General features: G+C 66.6%; 20 protein-coding genes. 10 read left to right on the forward strand and 10 right to left on the reverse strand.

What is annotated here, in order from left to right; all coding sequences use genetic code 11:
• Nucleotides 1-83: 83 nt before the first annotated feature.
• Complete coding sequence (locus J2X20_RS07295; protein ID WP_310262925.1) at nt 84-1,271, reverse strand: EscU/YscU/HrcU family type III secretion system export apparatus switch protein; 1,188 nt, start codon at nt 1,269-1,271, stop codon at nt 84-86.
• Between the two features lie 155 nt (nt 1,272-1,426).
• On the opposite strand from J2X20_RS07295, the gene J2X20_RS07300 reads away from it, so the two are divergent.
• Entirely contained in the window at nt 1,427-2,179 is a 753-nt protein-coding gene (locus J2X20_RS07300) for a substrate-binding periplasmic protein (RefSeq protein ID WP_310262928.1), read from the forward strand.
• Between the two features lie 62 nt (nt 2,180-2,241).
• Here the strand turns inward: J2X20_RS07300 and J2X20_RS07305 are convergent, their stop codons facing one another.
• The 8 genes from J2X20_RS07305 to J2X20_RS07340 all read right to left on the reverse strand — a co-directional run bounded on the left by J2X20_RS07305 (nt 2,242) and on the right by J2X20_RS07340 (nt 7,708).
• A complete protein-coding gene (locus tag J2X20_RS07305) occupies nt 2,242-2,871 on the reverse strand; it encodes a protein phosphatase CheZ (RefSeq protein WP_310265126.1) in 630 nt (209 codons plus the stop codon).
• Between the two features lie 25 nt (nt 2,872-2,896).
• Entirely contained in the window at nt 2,897-3,289 is a 393-nt protein-coding gene (cheY, locus tag J2X20_RS07310) for a chemotaxis response regulator CheY (protein WP_056199225.1), read from the reverse strand.
• A gap of 54 nt (nt 3,290-3,343) precedes the next feature.
• On the reverse strand, nt 3,344-4,315 hold the full coding sequence (motB, locus tag J2X20_RS07315; protein WP_310262932.1) for a flagellar motor protein MotB: 972 nt from the start codon (nt 4,313-4,315) through the stop codon (nt 3,344-3,346).
• A 136-nt stretch (nt 4,316-4,451) separates the two neighbouring features.
• Complete coding sequence (gene motA / locus J2X20_RS07320) at nt 4,452-5,309, reverse strand: flagellar motor stator protein MotA (RefSeq protein WP_310262935.1); 858 nt, start codon at nt 5,307-5,309, stop codon at nt 4,452-4,454.
• A gap of 90 nt (nt 5,310-5,399) precedes the next feature.
• A complete protein-coding gene (locus J2X20_RS07325) occupies nt 5,400-6,152 on the reverse strand; it encodes a class I SAM-dependent methyltransferase (protein WP_310262938.1) in 753 nt (250 codons plus the stop codon).
• A 22-nt stretch (nt 6,153-6,174) separates the two neighbouring features.
• Entirely contained in the window at nt 6,175-6,711 is a 537-nt protein-coding gene (gene flhC, locus J2X20_RS07330) for a flagellar transcriptional regulator FlhC (protein ID WP_310262941.1), read from the reverse strand.
• A 51-nt stretch (nt 6,712-6,762) separates the two neighbouring features.
• On the reverse strand, nt 6,763-7,083 hold the full coding sequence (gene flhD, locus J2X20_RS07335) for a flagellar transcriptional regulator FlhD (RefSeq protein WP_310262943.1): 321 nt from the start codon (nt 7,081-7,083) through the stop codon (nt 6,763-6,765).
• 226 nt (nt 7,084-7,309) lie between these two features.
• A complete protein-coding gene (locus tag J2X20_RS07340; RefSeq protein WP_310262946.1) occupies nt 7,310-7,708 on the reverse strand; it encodes a tetratricopeptide repeat protein in 399 nt (132 codons plus the stop codon).
• 506 nt (nt 7,709-8,214) lie between these two features.
• Between J2X20_RS07340 and J2X20_RS07345 the strand changes: the two genes are divergently transcribed.
• The 8 genes from J2X20_RS07345 to J2X20_RS07380 all read left to right on the forward strand — a co-directional run bounded on the left by J2X20_RS07345 (nt 8,215) and on the right by J2X20_RS07380 (nt 15,480).
• Nucleotides 8,215-9,126: a flagellin N-terminal helical domain-containing protein gene (locus tag J2X20_RS07345; RefSeq protein WP_310262947.1), complete on the forward strand. Its 912-nt coding sequence runs from the start codon at nt 8,215-8,217 to the stop codon at nt 9,124-9,126.
• Nucleotides 9,127-9,416: 290 nt separating this feature from the next.
• Nucleotides 9,417-10,334, forward strand: a complete 918-nt coding sequence (locus tag J2X20_RS07350; RefSeq protein ID WP_310262950.1) for a flagellin N-terminal helical domain-containing protein — start codon at nt 9,417-9,419, stop codon at nt 10,332-10,334.
• A 331-nt stretch (nt 10,335-10,665) separates the two neighbouring features.
• The gene (locus J2X20_RS07355) at nt 10,666-11,640 is read left to right on the forward strand and encodes a flagellin N-terminal helical domain-containing protein (RefSeq protein WP_310262953.1); all 975 of its coding nucleotides are present in this window, start codon (nt 10,666-10,668) and stop codon (nt 11,638-11,640) included.
• A 144-nt stretch (nt 11,641-11,784) separates the two neighbouring features.
• On the forward strand, nt 11,785-13,182 hold the full coding sequence (gene fliD, locus J2X20_RS07360) for a flagellar filament capping protein FliD (protein WP_310262955.1): 1,398 nt from the start codon (nt 11,785-11,787) through the stop codon (nt 13,180-13,182).
• 127 nt (nt 13,183-13,309) lie between these two features.
• Nucleotides 13,310-13,747, forward strand: coding sequence for a flagellar export chaperone FliS (gene fliS, locus J2X20_RS07365; protein ID WP_310262957.1), 438 nt, complete (start codon nt 13,310-13,312; stop codon nt 13,745-13,747).
• Nucleotides 13,748-13,794: 47 nt separating this feature from the next.
• Nucleotides 13,795-14,094, forward strand: a complete 300-nt coding sequence (locus J2X20_RS07370; protein ID WP_310262959.1) for a flagellar protein FliT — start codon at nt 13,795-13,797, stop codon at nt 14,092-14,094.
• A gap of 163 nt (nt 14,095-14,257) precedes the next feature.
• Nucleotides 14,258-14,989 (forward strand): flagellar brake protein, encoded by a 732-nt coding sequence (locus tag J2X20_RS07375; RefSeq protein ID WP_310262962.1) that lies wholly within the window; start codon nt 14,258-14,260, stop codon nt 14,987-14,989.
• Nucleotides 14,986-15,480: a pilus assembly FimT family protein gene (locus J2X20_RS07380; protein WP_310262964.1), complete on the forward strand. Its 495-nt coding sequence runs from the start codon at nt 14,986-14,988 to the stop codon at nt 15,478-15,480. The genes J2X20_RS07375 and J2X20_RS07380 overlap by 4 nt, the downstream gene beginning before the upstream one ends.
• 9 nt (nt 15,481-15,489) lie before the next feature.
• Here the strand turns inward: J2X20_RS07380 and fliE are convergent, their stop codons facing one another.
• Nucleotides 15,490-15,816: a flagellar hook-basal body complex protein FliE gene (fliE, locus tag J2X20_RS07385; RefSeq protein WP_310262966.1), complete on the reverse strand. Its 327-nt coding sequence runs from the start codon at nt 15,814-15,816 to the stop codon at nt 15,490-15,492.
• A 147-nt stretch (nt 15,817-15,963) separates the two neighbouring features.
• On the opposite strand from fliE, the gene fliF reads away from it, so the two are divergent.
• Nucleotides 15,964-17,658, forward strand: a complete 1,695-nt coding sequence (gene fliF / locus J2X20_RS07390) for a flagellar basal-body MS-ring/collar protein FliF (RefSeq protein ID WP_310262968.1) — start codon at nt 15,964-15,966, stop codon at nt 17,656-17,658.
• Nucleotide 17,659 lies beyond the last annotated feature (1 nt).

A 17,659-nucleotide genomic window follows, 5' to 3' on the forward strand; every position in this document is an offset into this window, starting at 1 on the left:
ATTGTTCTGGGCGGGTCTGAAAACTTGAGCCGGAGAAACGGCGGGAAAACGGGGCTGTTCTCGCCCAGGGCGCCTCACGGCGCTCACTCCGTGAAGTCTTCCTCGGGGTCCGGTGCCCAGCCCGGCTTGTTGTGCGGATCGAGTTCCGGCGGCACATGCGGCTTGGGCATGTCCGGGCGGGTGGCATTGCGCGCAGCCAGGGCGGCGCGCAGCTGGTAGACATAGGCCAGCACCTGGGCCACGGCGCCGAACAGGGCGGCGGGGATCTCGTGGTCGACCTTGGCGTGGGCGTAGAGGGCGCGGGCCAGCACCGGCTGCTGCAGCACCGGCACCTTGCTCTCCTTGGCCAGGTCGCGGATCTTCATGGCCAGCAGATCGGCGCCCTTGGCGACCACCTTGGGCGCGGCCATCTTGCCTTCCTCGTACTTGAGGGCCACGGCATAGTGGGTCGGGTTCATGACGACCAGGTCGGCCTGCGGCACGGCGGCCAGCATGCGGCGCTTGGCCATCTCGCGCATCTTGGCGCGCACCTTGGCCTTGATCTCGAGGTTGCCTTCAACCTCCTTCATTTCCTGCTTGACCTCTTCGCGGCTCATGCGCATGCGGCGCAGCCAGAGCTGGCGCTGCAGCGGCACGTCGATGGCGGCAAACACCGCCAGCGTCACGGCCAGCAGGCCCAGGCCCCCCATCAGCTGCTGGCCGGCATAGGCCAGGGCCGAAGGCAGGGGCACGGACATGATGCCGACATAGGCCGCCAGGCGGTCCTTCAGCACCATGGCGCCGACAACGCCCAGCACCAGGGCCAGCAGCACGGCCTTCAGCGCTGCGCCAAAGCCCTGACCGGTGAACAGGCGGCCCAGGCCGGCCAGAGGATTCAGATGCGTGAACTTGGGCGCCAGCGGCTTCATCGTCCAGTTCCAACCGCCACTGGCCAGGTTGCTGGCGATGCCGACGGCCATCAGCAGGGCCGCGATGGGACCGGCGATGGCGGCAAACGCCAGGGTCATCTCGATGAGGCGCTCGCCCATGAAGCCCGGCCGGGCCAGCAGGCGGGCGTCGAAATGCAGGCCGTTGACCAGGGTCTGGCGCAGCTTGTCGATGATCTGCGGCCCTCCCGCGGCCAGGGCCGCGCCGCCGGCGACCATCATGGCGAAATGCGGCAGGTCGCGCGAGCGCGGCACTTGGCCCTCGCGCCGGGATCTTTCGATCTTCTTGGGCGAGGCGGGTAGGTTTCTGTCCTGTGCGTCGTGGTCGGCCATGGCGGTGCTCACCCGAATTGTTCGAGGCGGCCCCGCAAACTTGAGCGAGAAAAGCGGGGTGCTTGGCCCGCTATTCCGCGCCGTGCGCCGCGGCCGCCGCCCCAGGTGTGCAGGATTGCCGCTGCCGGGGTGGCAAGGTGCCGGCGGCCGGCGTTAATCTGCCGGTCATGCGCTGTCCTGCCCGCCTGATTGCCGTGATCGCCGCGTCCTGCGCCGGCGCGGCCCTGGCCCAGGCCCAGTCGCTGGCCATCGAATACCGCGACAAGCCGCCCTACAGCCATACCGTGGACGGCAAGCCGGCCGGTTTCCTGATGGAGCGCACCATCCGATTGCTCAAGCGCGCCGGCATCGAGGCCCGCTATGCCGAGGTACCGATCCGCCGCACCCTGCAGAACCTGCAGGCCAACCAGGTCGCGCTCTGCTCGCCCGGCCTGTACAAGAACCCGGAACGCGAAGCGTTTGCGCGCTTTTCCCTGCCCATCCACCGTGACAAGCCCCACGTCGTGCTGGCCCATGCCAATGCGGCCGGGCAGATCCGCGCGATGACGCGCGTCGCCCAGTTGTTCGCCGACGCGTCGCTGCAGCCCGGCTTGATGGACGGCGTCTCCTATGGCCAGCAACTGGACCAGTTCCTCGCCAGCGCCCCCAAGCCGCCCATCCGAGCCCAGCTGGCACCGCTGCAACTGGCGCGCATGGTGGGGGTGCGCCGGGTCGACTACATGCTGATCGACGAGGAAGACCTGAACTGGCTGCGCAAGGACCCGGAGTTCACGCCCCTGCCCCTGGTGCGCATCGAGTTCGCCGACATGCCGCGCGGCGAGTTGCGCTACCTGGCCTGCTCAATGCAGGTGGCGCCGCAGACCCTGGACAGGATCAACCAGGTGATCCGGGAGCTGCTGCCCGAAGCCCAAGGCGACTGATGCTCGAATCGAGATGAAAAAGGCCGGCGCTGCGGCCGGCCTGGTGTGGGACGCAGCCCGGCTCAGAAGCCGAGGCTGGCCAGCAGGTCGTCGACCTCGCCCTGGTTGGTGACGACGTCGGTGCGCCCCTCGGGATTCACGACCGGACCCTGCAGGATGTTGGGGTCGACCTTTTCGCGCTGCTCGGGCGGAACGACCTGCACCAGCAGCTTGACGAGGCTGTCTTCCAGGTCATTGGCGAGCTTGACGACCTTGGCGACGACCTGACCCGTCAGGTCATGGAAGTCCTGGGCCAGCATGATGTCGGTCAGGTGGTTGTCGATGCTCGCGGTGCGGTTCTCGACATCCTTGACGAAGTTCATCACCGCGCCGCTGGCCACCGCGCGGACCGGGTCGGCCACGATGGCCGCGGCAAGCTCCTGCGTGGCCTTGCTGATACCGGCGTGCTCGGCCTTGGCCTGGTCGACGGAGTTCAGCACCTTCTCGGCGGCGGCCGCCGTCTTCTCGGCGATGTAGCTCAGCCGGCTGCGCGCATCGGGCAGGCCGTCGGTGGCCACCTGCAGCTTGGGCATGACGCCCAGGCGCTGCATGGTGTCGTGCAGCGTGCGGGTGATGGTGCCGAGCTGCTGGAAGACTTCGGGCGAGACGAGGAGCGGCTCCTGGGCCTTGCCCAATTGCTCCAGTTGGTCCATCGACATGGCGGTCCCCTTGTTGTTGTCAGGCGGCCGCGGCCAGCTTCTGCATGATCTTCAGAACTTTTTCTTCCAGCGTCGCCTTGGTGAAGGGCTTGACGATGTAGCCCGCGGCGCCCGACTGGGCGGCCAGCACGATGTCTTCCTTGCGGGCTTCGGCGGTGACCATCAGCACCGGCAGATGCTTGAGGTTGGGGTCTTCCTTGATGGCCTTCAGCAACTCGAAGCCCGTCATGTTGGGCATGTTGATGTCGCTGACGACGAAGTCGAACTTGGCGCCCTTGAGCATGTTCAGGGCCTCGACGCCGTCCTCGGCCTCTTCGCAGTTGTTGTAGCCGATTTCCTTGAGCAGGCCGCGCACGATGCGGCGCATGGTGGAGAAGTCGTCGACGACCAGGAATTTCATGTCAGTGCTCATGGCGATCCTCTCTCGGAGCTGGCGGTATTTCGGGGGTCAGCCCGCAGTCTAGTTCTAGCGGGCTGGCGCCGGCGCTTGAGTTTGCGGCAATTTACCGCTTGGCGGCACTTGCGTTGCGGCCTCGGGCGCGGCGGCCTCGGGCTCGGCCTCATCAGGCAGATTCTTCAGCACGGCGTCCTCGGCATCGCGGTTCATGACGATGATGCTGATGCGCCGGTTCAGGGCGCCGTTGGGGTCCTTGGCGTCGAGCAGCTTGCTGGCCGCCAGGCCCTGCACGCGCAGCATGCGTGCCTCCGACAAGCCGCCAGCGACGAGCTCGCGGCGCGAGGCGTTGGCGCGGTCGGCCGACAGCTCCCAGTTGCTGTAGCCCTTGTCACCGCCCGGGAAGGGCTGGGCGTCGGTATGGCCTTCCACGGTGAGGCGGTTGGGCACCTCGGTCAGCACGCTGCCCAGCTCGCGCAGCAGCTCGCGCATATAGGGCTTCACGACGGCGCTGCCGCTGTCGAACATGGGCCGGTTGCCCTCGTCGACGATCTGGATGCGCAGGCCTTCCTTGGTCATGTCCAGGCGGATCTGGCCGCCCAGGGCCGCCAGCTTGGGGTTCTCCGAGAGCACCTCCTCGACCTTGGTCTTGAGCTGCTCCAGCCGCGCCTTCTCGGCCTTGCGCTGTTCTTCCTTCAGGGCGCGCAGCGTGTAGCTGGACTTCTTGGCGGCGCTCTCGCCTTCCTTGACCTGGCCGGTCTCGCGCGTGAGGTCCTTGCCGCCGCCACGGATGACGCTGGAGGAGTCGCCGGAGCCCGAGCCGCCCAGCATCGACACACGCAGCGGCGACTGGAAGAACTCGGCAATGCCCTTCTTGTCGCCCTCCGTCGTGGAGCCGAGCAGCCACATCAGCAGGAAGAAGGCCATCATGGCGGTGACGAAGTCGGCATAGGCGATCTTCCACGCGCCGCCATGGGCCGCGTGGCCGCCCTTCTTCACCTTCTTGATGATGATGGGCTGGAGCTTTTTTGCGTCTCCTGCCATTACAGCCCACCCCCGAAGCGCCTACGGCGCTCCCCCTCAAAGGGGCACCGCCAGTCGCCTGGCAAAGCCAGTTCGACGGCGGCCGCGCGAGGGGCGCCGCCGGCTGGCGCCGGCTGGCTGATCAAGGCGAAGCTGATCATTTCTTTTTCACGTGGCCTTCGAGCTCGGTGAAGCTCGGACGGTCACCGGAGAACAATACCTTGCGGCCGAACTCGATGGACACCGCGGGCGCGTAGCCCTGCATGCTGGCCAGCAGCGTCGTCTTGATGCACTGGAATTCCTTGCCGGCGTCCTCGACCTTCTGCTCGAGAAGACCCGCCAGGGGCTCGGCAAAACCATAGGCCAGCAGAATGCCCAGGAAGGTTCCCACCAGGGCGGAGCCAATCATGCCGCCCAGCACCGCCGGCGGCTGGCCGACCGAGCCCATGGTGTTCACGACACCCAGCACGGCGGCGACGATGCCGAAAGCCGGCAGGCCGCCCGCCAAGCGCTGCAGCGCCGCCACGGCGGCATGCTCTTCCTGGTGGTGGGTCTCGATCTCGCTGTCCATCAGCGATTCGATCTCGTGGGCATTCAGATTGCCCGACACCATCATGCGCAGGTAATCGGTGATGAATTCGGTGACGTGGTGGTCATTGCCCACCGTCGCGTACTTCTGGAACAGCGGGCTGTTGTGCGGGTCCTCGACGTCCTTTTCAATGGACATCAGGCCCTCCTTGCGGGCCTTTTGCAGGATGTCGTACATCAGGGCCAGCAGCTCCATATAGCGGGCCTTGCTGTATTTGCTGCCCTTGAAGCACAGGCCAAGGCCGGCCGCCGTCGCCTTGACGACCTTCATCTGGTTGTTGGCCAGGAAGGCACCAATGGCGGCGCCGAAGATGGTGATCATCTCGAAGGGCAAGGCGTGCAGGATGACGCCGATGTTCCCGCCGTGAGCGATGAACACGCCGAAGATGCAGGCCATGGAGATGGCCCAGCCGATGATGACGAACATGCGCGGTTGAGTTGGGGGTCTTCAGGCCATATCGGCCCGGTGCCGGGGGGCTTGAGCAAAGTATGCCGCGATGAAGCCCGCTGGAAGCACTCAATTGGCCGGCTTTGCCGCCCCATTCCGCACCGGGCGGTAAAGCCACACGAACTGGCCGCCGGGGAGTTGCCAGCTCGCCACCGGCTGCGCATCGGGCACGGCGAAGTCCAGGCTCGCCAGCCAAGCGCCGGGCGCCAGCTCCGCGCAGGCCTTGGCCCAGACGCGCGGCATGGACTCGGGTCGCTGGAAGACGTAGACGAGGGCGAAAGGCGCCCAGTCGTCCGCCCACAGGTCGCCCTGGCGCACTGTGGCGCCCCGCACACGCAGCCGGGCAGCCCAAGCCAGCGGCCGGCTCCATTCGACGCCTTCGACGCAGGCCTCGGGGTAGATGTGAACCAGTTCACGCAGGCCGTCGCCGACACCGCAGCCGGCGTCCAGCACGCGGGCGCCCGGCGGCAGCGGTGCCAGCGCCGGCAGACGCTCGAGGGCGCCGCGCGGCGTGGGGAAAAGAGGCGCCTCGGACCACGTGCGACGCGGATACAGCCACCACAGCAGGGCCAGTGGCGCCAGCCACAGCAGACCCGATGCCCCACCCTGCCAGCCCAGTGCCAGCACCGAGGTCGGGAAGCCCAGGGCGACGATGAGGCGGCGCCAGCGCTCTTCATTCAGCCAGGCGAGGGCAGCCGCGACGGCGGCACCCAGCGCCAGCGCCGGTCCGGGCGACAGGCCGGCCCCAAGCGCGGCCGCATAAATGAACCAGGCCGCCAACCAGCTCCACAGAGCCGGCAGCGGCCAACGGGTGATCCACATGGCGACAGTGTCGCCCTATTAGTTAGTGCATCTGGATGGAGCCCTGCGCGCGGCCCTTGCCGGCGCGTGCCGGCGGGTTGCACAGGCCACAGACGAAGTGGCGCGAGATTTCGTGCGGGTGGGTGACGAACTGGCCATTGCACTTGGAACACTTGGTCAGCGTCAGCATGCCGTTGTCGACGAACTTCACCAGGCGCCAGGCGCGGGTGACGGACAGCATGGCTTCCAGGCCCTGGGCCGTCGTCTGCTCCTGGTAGAGCTGGTAGGCCTTGATGACGGTGTCAATCTCGTCCATCTCCGCGGCCTTGTTCAGGTACTCGTGGATGTTCAGGAAGAGGCTGGCGTGGATATTGGGCTGCCAGGTCATGAACCAGTCGGTCGAGAAGGGCAGCTGGCCCTTGGACGGCGACTTGCCGCTGACTTCCTTGTACAGGCGCAGCAGGCGCTCGTAGGACAGGTCGGTTTCGGATTCCAGCACCTGCAGGCGGGCACCGAGGTGGATCAGCTGAACGGCACGTTCGATCTGCTTGGCTTCGGTGAGGATGCTCTTGACGCGCATGGTGGGCTCCGGAATCTGAATCTGTGATCGAGTTGGCGAATCGACGAGGGCTTAGGCGTGCTCGTGGCGGCCGGCCATCAGGATCGACGCATGCAGGCGGGACACGCTCTCGTTCGCACCCGGCTTGCTGTGGTTGGTCAGCAGGCCCCACACCAGGTCGTCGCTCATGCGGAAGGCGCACAGCAGGGTGTTGCCGGATGCAATCTTCAGGATCTGCGCCGGGCTCAGCGTGCCGATCAGCGTGGCCGTGTCTTCGCTGATGCCCAGGCGGTACAGGGCCTGTTCGCGGTCCGCACGGATCAGGCTCTGGGCCAGCATCAGATAGGACAGGTTGGCTTCACGGATCTCGGCGAGCATTTGGTCGGCGTTCATGGCGGGTTTCCGTTTCAGAGGTAGAGGGGTGTTGCGGATCAGTGAAACGGATTGTGTTGAAGGCCCTTTTCCCGCGATATCAGGCTGCGTCGGTGCGCAGCGTCACCCTGACAGGAAGCCCTTGTCAGCGAAATTCCTACAGGCGCGTCGGGCCTGGCGGCGACCAAAGCAGCGGGGCCCCGCCAGCTTGCGCCGGCGGGGCCCCGAAGGTGTGAATTAGGTCTCGTCAGCCAAGCAGTCGCTGCAGCTCCGTCATGGCCACGGGCATCAGCTCGGGCGACTCGGCGCGCAGGCTGTCAGCAGCCGGGCCGGACTTCAGTGCGCTCAGCACCTCGATGGCCTGCTTCTTCTGGCCGCGGCCCGACAGCGCAAAACCCAGGGTGTAGAGACTGGGGCCGTGGTCGGGATGGATCTTGAGGGCGCGCTCGGCGCAGTTGGCGGCCTGCTCGTGGCGTCCGGCCACCAGCAGCAGGGCCCCCATGTCGGCCAGCAGCTCGTGGCTCATGGGCTCGTCGTCCAGGGCGTCCTGCAGGATGCCCAGGCCCTGGCCCAGGTTGCCCCGGGCGGCTTCGGCGAAGGCGGCATTGCGGGCGCGGGCCAGCAACATCAGGGCGTCTTCCGGCATCGCCTGGGCGGCAGCGGGAAGTTGATCAGCGTTTTGACGGGTCGAAGCGGACAAGGCGGGCATCTGAGGCTCCAGTCCGGCGCGGGGTATCGGCCGGGATGGAGCGCACTTTAGGCAAGCCCGTTTCGGTCGATCTCATGAAAAGCCGGGCCAATCAGGGCGAAAAAAAGGCCTGCGGCCGATCCGATGAACAAGGCCTTGCGCCCACCTCTGTTCAAAAGATCACACCCCTTGACAAAAGCGCCTCAAGAAACGTGTGGAGACATCCGATAGCCATTCCAACGGCGCCGGCAACGGTTCCGTGGTCCGGCTGGAAGGCCGAGGTGGTGTCCCATCGCTCCCGCGATCGGACAGACTTCAACGGTTGACTGGCGTCGGGCGTAGCCACAAGGGCTTGCCAACTAACTAATAAGGCGGGTCTGCGTGGGCAGCACGGGTGCCTCACCCGGGCACCTGGGTCTTCGCCGGCGCCTTTGCCGGGTTATCTCTAGCTAAAAGGAAGCATCATGCCCGCAGTCATCAATACCAACCTGCTGTCGCTGAACGCGCAGCGCAACGCCAGCTCTGCCCAGAGCTCGCTGGCCGCCTCCATGCAGCGCCTGTCGTCGGGCCTGCGTGTCAACTCCGCTCGTGACGACGCCGCCGGCCTGGCCATCGCGGAACGCATGAATTCCCAGGTCAAGGGGATGAATGTCGCCATCCGTAACGCCAACGACGGCATCTCGCTGGCCCAGACGGCTGAAGGCGCCCTCGGCAAAGTGAACGACATGCTGCAACGCATGCGTGAACTGGCCGTGCAGTCTGCCAACGGCACCAACAACACCGACGACCGCACCGCGCTGAACAACGAGTTCACGCAGCTGCAGAGCGAAATCACCCGTCTGAGCACCAACACGACCTTCAACGGCCAGGCGGTGCTGACCAACACGACGTCGTTCAACTTCCAGGTCGGCGCCAACGCCACCGCCAACGACACCATCACCATCAGCGGCCAGAACGTGCTGGGCACCGCCACGGCAGCCGGCAAGAACGACGGCGCCCTGGCTGAAGTGGCCAACGCGGCCAACACCGACATCTCCAATGTCGGCGCGGCCGGCACCGGCGCGACCTTCGACCTGTACACCGGTACCGGCACCAAGGGCGCCCTGGACTCGATCGCCAAGATCGACCAGGCCATCTCCCAGGTCAACGTGGCCCGTTCGACCTTCGGTGCCGCCCAGAACCGCTTTGACGCCGTCATCGCCAGCCTGGGTACCGCGGTCGAGAACCAGTCCGCCGCTCGCAGCCGCATCATGGATGCCGACTACGCGATGGAAACCGCCAACCTGAGCCGCGCCCAGATCCTGCAGCAGGCCGGTACCGCCATGATCGCCCAGGCCAACCAGCAGCCGCAGCAAGTGCTGTCGCTTCTTCGATGACCCTGGGCCAGCCTCAACGCTGGCCCTGAGCTCAGCAACGACGACCGTCGTCGTTGAACCCCAAGGGCAAAGCCCGCCAGCTCAAGCACCCTAAAAGGCCGCCAATCACCCCGCAATTCGCGAGATTGAGCGGCCCGTTTTTCGAAGGATCCCTCTCAAGCGTTCCACCACCCGGTCCGATAACGGTCTCAACGGGTCCCAGCTCGTAGCCAACGCAACCGGCCACACCAGCCGACTGCGCCGACTGCCAGGGCTCGGATTCCACTTATTGGCACTGAAAGGAACGCGCCATGTCTGCCACGATCAACACCAACATCGCTTCGCTGAACGCGCAGCGCAACACCTCCGCCTCGCAGGGCTCGCTGATGGTCAGCATGCAGCGCCTGTCTTCCGGCCTGCGTGTCAACTCGGCCAAGGACGACGCCGCCGGCCTCGCCATCGCCGAACGCATGAACACCCAGGTGCGCGGCATGAGCGTCGCCATCCGCAACGCCAACGACGGCATCTCCTTCGCGCAGACCGCTGAAGGCGCGCTGGGCAAGATCGGCGACATGTTGCAGCGCATGCGTGAGCTGGCCGTGCAGTCCGCCAACGGCACCAACAACGCCGACGACCGCACCGCGCTGAACAATGAATTCACGCTGCTGCAGTCTGAAATCACGCGCCTGTCCAGCAACACCAATTTCAACGGCAACGCCATCCTGACGGGTTCGGCCGCCACCACTTTCCAGGTGGGTGCCAACGCGACGGCCAATGACGTCATCACCATCACCGGCAGCGACATCCTGAACGCCGCCACGGCCGCCGGCACCAACCAGGGCGCCCTGGCCGAGGTCGCCAACTCCGCCAACACCGACATCTCCAACGTCGGCGCGGCCGGCACCGGCGCCACGTTCGACGTCTATACCGGCTCGGGCACCAAGGGCGCGCTGGACTCGGTGGCCAAGATCGACCAGGCCCTGTCCCAGGTGAACACGGCCCGCTCCACCTTCGGTGCGGCCCAGAACCGCTTCGATGCCGTCATCTCCAGCCTGCAGGTGTCGGTGGAAAGCCAGTCGGCCGCCCGCAGCCGCATCATGGATGCCGACTACGCCAGCGAAACCGCCAACCTGAGCCGCGCGCAGATCCTGCAACAGGCCGGCACCGCGATGATTTCGCAGGCCAACCAGTTGCCCCAGCAGGTGCTGACGCTGCTGCGCGGCGGTTGAACGTAAGCCCCTGGTCCAGGCCCGCCCCGCTGGACGCGGGCGTACCTGGCCGGCTCCCTAGGGGACGGCGATGCTTGCGGCATCAAGCCGCAAGCACATCGCCCCAGGCGGGCCGGCCTGGGAGCGGCCCGGCGCTCGGCCCGCAACTGATGGACAGGGCAGCGATGAGGGCGGTGGGGGCACCACCGACACAGGCCTTTATTGGCCGTGGTTTTGGGCGCTGTTCGCGGCTTTGACCCGCGGGCAGCGCCAACACAATGGCACTCCATGACGTCGCTGTTTTTGCGGCGGCGACACCGGAATCAACCGGGCTGTTTGCAGGAGTGCTCAAATGCCCCAGACCATCAATACCAACATTGCATCGCTGAACGCCCAGCGGAACTTGAACAGTTCCCAAGGGTTGCTGGCGGTGTCGATGCAACGCCTGTCTTCTGGCATGCGTGTCAATTCGGCCAAAGACGATGCCGCCGGTCTGGCGATCGCCGAGCGCATGAACACGCAAGTCCGCGGCATGTCGGTCGCCATGCGCAATGCCAATGACGGCATCTCGCTGGCGCAGACGGCTGAAGGCTCGCTCGGCAAGGTCGGCGACATGCTGCAACGCATGCGTGAACTGGCCGTGCAGGCAGCCAACGGCACCAACAACGTGCAGGACCGGGCCGCGCTGAACAACGAGTTCACGCAGCTGCAGACCGAAGTCGGTCGGCTGATCCGCAACACCAACTTCAACGGCTCGCAGATCCTGACCGGCACCGGGACGTCTTTCACCTTCCAGGTGGGCGCCAACGCCACGGCGGATGACCAGATCGTCATCACCCAGAGCGATATCCTGACGACGACCCTGGGCACCAGCGGCACGCCCAACGGCAACGATGGCGCCCTGGAGGCGGCCATCAACAACACCAAGATCAACATCCTGGGCGCTTCCGGCAGCGGTACCGGCGGCGTGCCACCTACCGCGGCCGTGGATTTCGCCGCCGCGGGTGCGCCGCCGGCCCTGACCGGTGCCAACGGCGACGAAGGCGACCCCTCGGTGGCCGTCCAGTTCCTGGACTTCGCCCTGGCCCAGGTCAACCTGGCCCGCTCCACCTACGGTGCGACCCAGAACCGCTTCGACTCCGTGATCGGCAACCTGCAGGTCGCCGTCGAGAACCAGACCGCCGCCCGTTCGCGCATCATGGACGCCGACTACGCCCAGGAAACGTCCAATATGTCGCGGGCACAGATCCTGCAGCAGGCGGGCAATGCCATGGTCGCCCAGGCCAACCAGCTGCCGCAACAGGTGCTGCAACTGCTCAAGGGCTGAGTCGCCCGCCTCTCGAAAACGCCGGGATCCGCGTGTCGGAAGTCCCGGCGTTGTCGTTTCAGGGCCTGCCTCGCGAAAATTTTCCTAAAGTTCGCCACCGGCATGCCGAAGGCCCTACGGAACGGGTCCTAACAGGAAAGGGATATGGCCACCATCTCATCGCTCGGTATCGGCAGCGGTCTCGATGTCGAAAGCCTGGTCAGCAAGCTGATGTCGATCGAGCAACAGCCGATCAACAACATCAAGCAGGCTTCGGCCAAGCTTCAGACCAAGATCTCCGCCTACGGCCAGCTGCAGTCGGCCGTATCCAGCATGCAGACGGCCGCCCAGAAGCTGTCCGACGCCAGCCTGTGGAACGCCTCCACGGTCAGCGTGTCCGACACCTCGGTGGCCACGGTCAGCGCCAGCAGCGCCGGCAGCCAGAACCACCTGCTCAAGGTCAGCCAGCTGGCCTCGGCCCAGTCGGTGGCCAGCCGCATCTTCACCAATGGCAGCCAGACCCTGGGCGACGGCACCCTGACCATCGCCCTGGGCCGCTGGGCCGGTGACCCGCCGGTCTTCACCCCCGGCAGCGGCACGCCCGCCGCCATCACCGTCAGCGCCACCGACACGCTGACCAGCATCCGCGACAAGATCAATGCCGCCAATGTCGGTGTCAATGCCAGCCTGGTCAACGACGCGGCCGGTACCCGCCTGGTCATCCGCTCGCTGAGCACCGGTGAAAACCAGGCCTTCCAGATCACGACGCCCGACGCGGCCCTGGCCGACCTGGCCTACGACGGCAGCGGCACCGGCCTGAGCCAGACCCAGGCCGCCAGCAATGCGTCCTTCAACTGGGACGGCCTGGACCTGACGTCCGAGAGCAACACCCTGTCCGGCCTGTCCGACGGCATGACCGTCAACCTGCTCAAGACCACGGCCAACACCGTCAACATCGGCACCAGCAACGACACGACCAGCATCAAGAAGGCGATCACGGATTTCGTGGACTCCTACAACAAGCTGTTCAACCTGATGCGCGACCAGACCAAGTACGACGCCGGCACCAAGACCGCGGGCGTGCTGCAGGGCGACTCCAAGGCGGTGTCGGTGCAGCAGATGCTGCGCGGCATCACCGGCGGCACGACGACGCTGGCGGGCGCCTTCGGCCGCCTGTCCGACATCGGGCTGGAGCCGGGCCAGAACGGCACGCTGACGGTCAACAGCACCAAGCTCGACAAAGCGCTGACCAATCTGACCGACCTGAAGAAGCTGTTCTCGGCGCCGGACACCAACAACAAGCAGAACCAGGGCTTCGCGCTGCGGTGGAACAGCTTCGCGACCCAGATCCTGGGCACGGACGGCGCCATCACCAGCGGCCAGAGCGCCCTGCAAAAGCGCATCGCCAACAACGACGACCAGATCGACCGCATGCAGGACTCACTGACGCTGACGGAAAAGCGCCTGCGCGCCCAATACAGCGCCCTGGACACCAAGATGAGCTCGCTCAGCGCGCTGTCGGCCTATGTCTCCAAACAGTTCGGCAGCTCGTCCTCGAGCTGAGGTCGGCGCAAAGATCCTCAAACAAGGCGCCTAAGGGCGCCTTTTTCACGCCGCCGGGGTGGGTGGGCCACCTCAAGTTCCCCGCCAGGACGCCGAAATTCGAAGGTATCCAGCCCAGAGAAACCTCATGTACGGATCCTCCTCCCCGTTTGCCTCCCGAGCTCAGCGCAGCGGCTCGGCCTATGGCAAGGTCGGCGTCGAAACCGACGTCCTCAGCGCCAGCCCGCACCGCCTCGTCGCCCTGCTGTTCGACGGCGTCGTGGAAGGCATGAACCTGGCGCTGGCCGCCATCCAGGCTGGCAACACCCCGGTCAAGAACAACGCCCTGTGCCGCTGCGTGCGCATCCTGGACGAGGGCCTCAAGGCGGCTCTCAACCTCGAATCCAACCCGCTGGCCCACGACCTGCGCGATCTCTACGCCTATCTGTGCATGCGGCTGACCTATGCCAATCTGCACAGCGACGTCGCCGCCATCGAAGAGTGCAAGCGCCTGCTGCTGCCGGTGCGCGACGCCTGGGCAACCATCGCGGACAGTCCCGCGGTGCGCGCCCCCAGGGCCGCCTGACGCCCCCACCGCCCCGCCCCCTTGCCCCAGCTTTCCGGTACGCCCCCATGAATTCCGAACTGCTCAACTATTACGAGGCCATCGAACAAGCCAGTGCCGACATGCTGTCGGCCGCCCGCACGGGCAACTGGGACGAGGTCGTCAAGCTCGAAGGCGCCTGCGTGCTGCTGATCTCGCAGCTGAAGTCCGCCGCCAGCCAGGCCCAATTGGCCCCGGGCGAGTCGCAGCTGAAGACGCGCATCATGCAGCGCATCCTGCTCAACGACGCCGAGATCCGCCACTTGGCCGAGCCGTGGCTGGAGGACCTGGACCATGTGATGAAGGGCAAGAGCCGGATGGTGCATTGAGCCCCTCGTCTGGCTCGCCCTGCTGAACGCAGGCGAGTCCAGCCGGTCCCCCGAGGGGACGGCGATGCTTGGCGGATCGACCGCCAAGCACATCGCCCAAGGCGGCCGGCTTGGGAGCGGCCCGGCGCTCGGCCGCAATACCCAAGACCGCTACCATTCCGCCATGAGCGCCCCTGAACCCACTTCCGAGGAACTGCGCGTCGCCTCCACCGCCGAGATCGCGGCCTATCTGCAGCAGTTGCAGCGCGAGAACGCCGGCGTGCTGTTGAGCGGCCCCCAGGGCCAGAGCCTGTCCAGCCGCATCGTCGCCCTGGACGCCGATGCCGACCTGCTCGGCCTGGAAATCGCCACTGATCCCCAGGGCATCAGCCAGGCCATGGTGGCCGAGGGCGAAATCACCGCCGTCGCCTACCTCGGCGCCATCAAGCTGCAGTTCGAACTCGAAGCGCCCGTCCTCGTCAGCGGCGAGCAGGGCACGGTGTTGCGCAGCGCCTTGCCGGCGCGCCTGTACCGCTTCCAGCGCCGCCAATCCTTCCGCGTGCAGCCGGCCAACAGCGCCTACCCCCGGGTCGTGCTGCCAGGAGCCGAACAGCCCGGGCACGCCCTGCGGGTGCTGGACATCAGCATCGGTGGCCTGGCCCTGGCCCTGCCGCCGGATCTCCTTCCCCTGCCCCTGGGTCAGGTCAGCGACGGCCTCGTGCTCGAGCTGGACCGCATCAGCGCGCTGCGCATCGCCCTGCTGCCCCACCACGTCAGCCCCATCGCTGGCGACGGCAGCGGCATGCAGCAGCTGGGATGCTCCTTTGTCGACCTCGACGCCAACGCCGGTCGCTCGCTGCAGGTCTATGTGGACCAGACCCAAAAGCGCCGCCGGCTGCTGAAGCTGGATCCATGACGCGCAGAACCCAGGGCTTCACCCTTCTGGAGGTGGCCTTCGTGCTGGCCATCATCGGCATCATCATGTCGGTGGCCATCCCCAGCTACGCGGGCTATCTGGCGCGCCAGCGCCTGCGCCATGTGGCCGAACTGCTGGAGCTGGACCTGCGCCGCGCCCGCGCCCTCAGCGTGGATGAAAGCCGCAATATCTATGTCAGCTTCAACAGCGGCGCGCAATGGTGCTGGGGCGCCAGCCGCAGCGCGCCCTGCAACTGCGCCACCGGCTTGCCACGCTGCGAGCTCGGCGGGGTGAGCCACAGCGAGCACAAGGGCATGCTGCTGCAATCGGGCCAGACCATCACCTTCCAGGCCGGCATGGGTCGGGCACTGGATTGGGCACGCATCGGCCTCTCCAACGACCGCAACCAGCAGCTCTACCTGGACCTGAATCCGCTGGGCCGCCCGGCCATCTGCGGAGCCGACGCACGCAAGGGCGGCTGCGGCAGCTGAGGTGCAGCCTCAGATCTGCATGTTCATGATCTCGGAATAGGCCGAGACCAGGCGGTTGCGCACCTGCAGGGTCGCCTGGAAGCCGATCTGCGCCTTCTGCATCGAGACCATGGTCTCTTCCAGGCTGACGGTCGGGTTGTCCAGTTGCACCTCGCGCTGCAATCGCGCCGCTTCGTTCTGCTGGGCGCTGACGCCCTTGAGCGCCTGCGTCATCGCGTCGCCGAAGCTGGCGCCGCTCGTCGCGGCCGGCTTGGGTGCAAGCGGCGTGCCATTGACCGCCAGGCCCGCTCGGGCGGCGGCCTGGGCAAAGTCGAAGGGGCGCAGCTTCATGTCCATGGGGCAGGACTTTGGCAGCAAGTCACGCGCACGAAGGGCCGAGATGCGCTGCTCGCGTCGGCCACTTCGGCGCTTTCTTGAGGGTGGCGGCACGAATAATTTGCGCCATCGCCGGATTCCCCGGCCCCCGCTGTATTCGCCCATCCGATGGACAACGCCCTGAGCGCCCCCGCTGCCGCCGCCCCGGTGATGATCACCCCGGTCGAAGCGCCCAACTTCGTGCAGCGTCTCAATGGCCTGCCGCTGCGCAGCAAGCTGACCATGGGCGCCGGCCTGCTGGCCCTGGCCGGCGCCGTGCTGGCCATCACGCTGTGGTCCAGCCAGGGCGACTACCGCCCCCTGTTCACCGGCCTGGCCGACAAGGACGGCGGCGCCGTCATTGGCCAGCTGTCGGCCATGCAGGTGCCCTACAAGCATGAGGCCGGCGGCACCATCCTCGTGCCGGCCAATCAGGTCTACGAGCTGCGCATGAAGCTCGCCGCCCAAGGCTTGCCCAAGGGCGGCAGCGGCAATGCCGCCGGCTTCGAGCTGATGGACAAGTCCTCCATCGGCCAGACCCAGTTCGCCGAGCGGCTGAACTTCCAGCGCGGCCTGGAAGGTGAGCTGGCCCGCACCATCACCGCCATGTCCGATGTGGCCGATGCCCGCGTACACCTGGCCATCCCGCAGCAGAACGGCTTCTTCCGCGAGCAGCAAAAGCCCAGCGCCAGCGTCTTCCTGACCCTGCGCGGCGGCCGTACCCTGGACCGCGCCCAGATCGCCGGCATCGTCCACCTCGTCTCCAACGCGGTGCCCGAGCTCAATCCCAAGGCTGTCAGCGTTTCGGACCAGACCGGCGCCCTGATCTCCCAGGCCGGCGCCGACAGCGCCAGCGGGCTGGACAGCCAGCAGCTGCAATACAAGCAGCAGATCGAGGCTGGCTACAACAAGCGCATCTTCGAATTGCTGGAGCCCGTCGTCGGCCGCGACAACCTGCGCTCCACCGTCACGGCCGACGTGGATTTCTCGCAGACCGAGGCCACCGCCGAGGAATACCGCCCCAACCAGGGCCCCAACACCCAGGCCGCGGTGCGCTCCAGCCAAAGCAACGAGAGCAACAACGCCAGCAACGCCACGCCCACCGGCGTCCCCGGCGCCGCTACCAACCAGCCGCCCGTGCCGGCTACGGCACCCGTCAACGGCGCCAGCGCCCCGCTGCAGGCGGCTCAAGGAGCGGCCGGCAACGGCAACAGCCGCCGTGAGCAGGTCACCAACTACGAGCTGGACAAGACCGTACGTGTGACGCGCGGCTCGGTCGGTAACGTCAAGCGCCTGAATGCCGCCATCGTCGTCAACCACCGTTCGGTGACCGATGCCAAGGGCAAGACCACCCAGCAGCCGGTCTCGGCCGAGGAGATCACCCGCCTGACCGACCTCGTCAAGGAAGCCATGGGCTTCAGCGCCGATCGCGGCGACTCGGTCAAGGTCATCAGCGCCCCCTTTATCGTCGACAAGACCGAACCGGCCGACGCCCCGATCTGGAAGCAGCCCTGGCTGCTGGACGTCGCCCGCAGCGCCATCGTGCCGCTGGCCTTCGTCGCCATTGCGCTGATCGCCGTCTTCGGCATGATCCGCCCCGCCATCAAGGCCGCCACCGCCAAGCCGGAGGCCGAAGAGAAGTCCGAGACGGTGGACGAAGTCGTCGACGACGAAGAGCTGCTGCCTGGGGCCGCCGGCATGCCGCGCCTGGAAGCGCCGGTGCATAACGAGAAACTTGATCGCGCCCGGCTGCTGGCCCGCGACAATCCGGTCGCGGTCGCCAATATCGTGCGCGACTGGATGACGGGTGAAACCGCTGCTTGAT

This window comes from Roseateles saccharophilus, assembly GCF_031458095.1.
Taxonomy (GTDB): Bacteria; Pseudomonadota; Gammaproteobacteria; order Burkholderiales; family Burkholderiaceae_C; genus Pelomonas; species Pelomonas saccharophila_A.

Bases quoted from the DNA above. Each gene is read 5' to 3' on its own strand.
- fliS (WP_310262957.1), top strand. From the start codon at position 13,310: ATGTACGGATCCTCCTCCCCGTTTGCCTCCCGAGCTCAGCGCAGCGGC.
- J2X20_RS07375 (WP_310262962.1), top strand. From the start codon at position 14,258: ATGAGCGCCCCTGAACCCACTTCCGAGGAACTGCGCGTCGCCTCCACC.
- cheY (WP_056199225.1), bottom strand. From the start codon at position 3,289: ATGAGCACTGACATGAAATTCCTGGTCGTCGACGACTTCTCCACCATG.
- fliD (WP_310262955.1), top strand. From the start codon at position 11,785: ATGGCCACCATCTCATCGCTCGGTATCGGCAGCGGTCTCGATGTCGAA.
- motA (WP_310262935.1), bottom strand. From the start codon at position 5,309: ATGTTCGTCATCATCGGCTGGGCCATCTCCATGGCCTGCATCTTCGGC.
- flhD (WP_310262943.1), bottom strand. From the start codon at position 7,083: ATGAACGCCGACCAAATGCTCGCCGAGATCCGTGAAGCCAACCTGTCC.
- J2X20_RS07300 (WP_310262928.1), top strand. From the start codon at position 1,427: ATGCGCTGTCCTGCCCGCCTGATTGCCGTGATCGCCGCGTCCTGCGCC.
- J2X20_RS07340 (WP_310262946.1), bottom strand. From the start codon at position 7,708: ATGCCGGAAGACGCCCTGATGTTGCTGGCCCGCGCCCGCAATGCCGCC.
- J2X20_RS07380 (WP_310262964.1), top strand. From the start codon at position 14,986: ATGACGCGCAGAACCCAGGGCTTCACCCTTCTGGAGGTGGCCTTCGTG.
- fliE (WP_310262966.1), bottom strand. From the start codon at position 15,816: ATGGACATGAAGCTGCGCCCCTTCGACTTTGCCCAGGCCGCCGCCCGA.
- flhC (WP_310262941.1), bottom strand. From the start codon at position 6,711: ATGCGCGTCAAGAGCATCCTCACCGAAGCCAAGCAGATCGAACGTGCC.
- J2X20_RS07370 (WP_310262959.1), top strand. From the start codon at position 13,795: ATGAATTCCGAACTGCTCAACTATTACGAGGCCATCGAACAAGCCAGT.
- fliF (WP_310262968.1), top strand. From the start codon at position 15,964: ATGGACAACGCCCTGAGCGCCCCCGCTGCCGCCGCCCCGGTGATGATC.
- J2X20_RS07355 (WP_310262953.1), top strand. From the start codon at position 10,666: ATGCCCCAGACCATCAATACCAACATTGCATCGCTGAACGCCCAGCGG.
- motB (WP_310262932.1), bottom strand. From the start codon at position 4,315: ATGGCAGGAGACGCAAAAAAGCTCCAGCCCATCATCATCAAGAAGGTG.
- J2X20_RS07325 (WP_310262938.1), bottom strand. From the start codon at position 6,152: ATGTGGATCACCCGTTGGCCGCTGCCGGCTCTGTGGAGCTGGTTGGCG.
- J2X20_RS07345 (WP_310262947.1), top strand. From the start codon at position 8,215: ATGCCCGCAGTCATCAATACCAACCTGCTGTCGCTGAACGCGCAGCGC.
- J2X20_RS07305 (WP_310265126.1), bottom strand. From the start codon at position 2,871: ATGGACCAACTGGAGCAATTGGGCAAGGCCCAGGAGCCGCTCCTCGTC.
- J2X20_RS07350 (WP_310262950.1), top strand. From the start codon at position 9,417: ATGTCTGCCACGATCAACACCAACATCGCTTCGCTGAACGCGCAGCGC.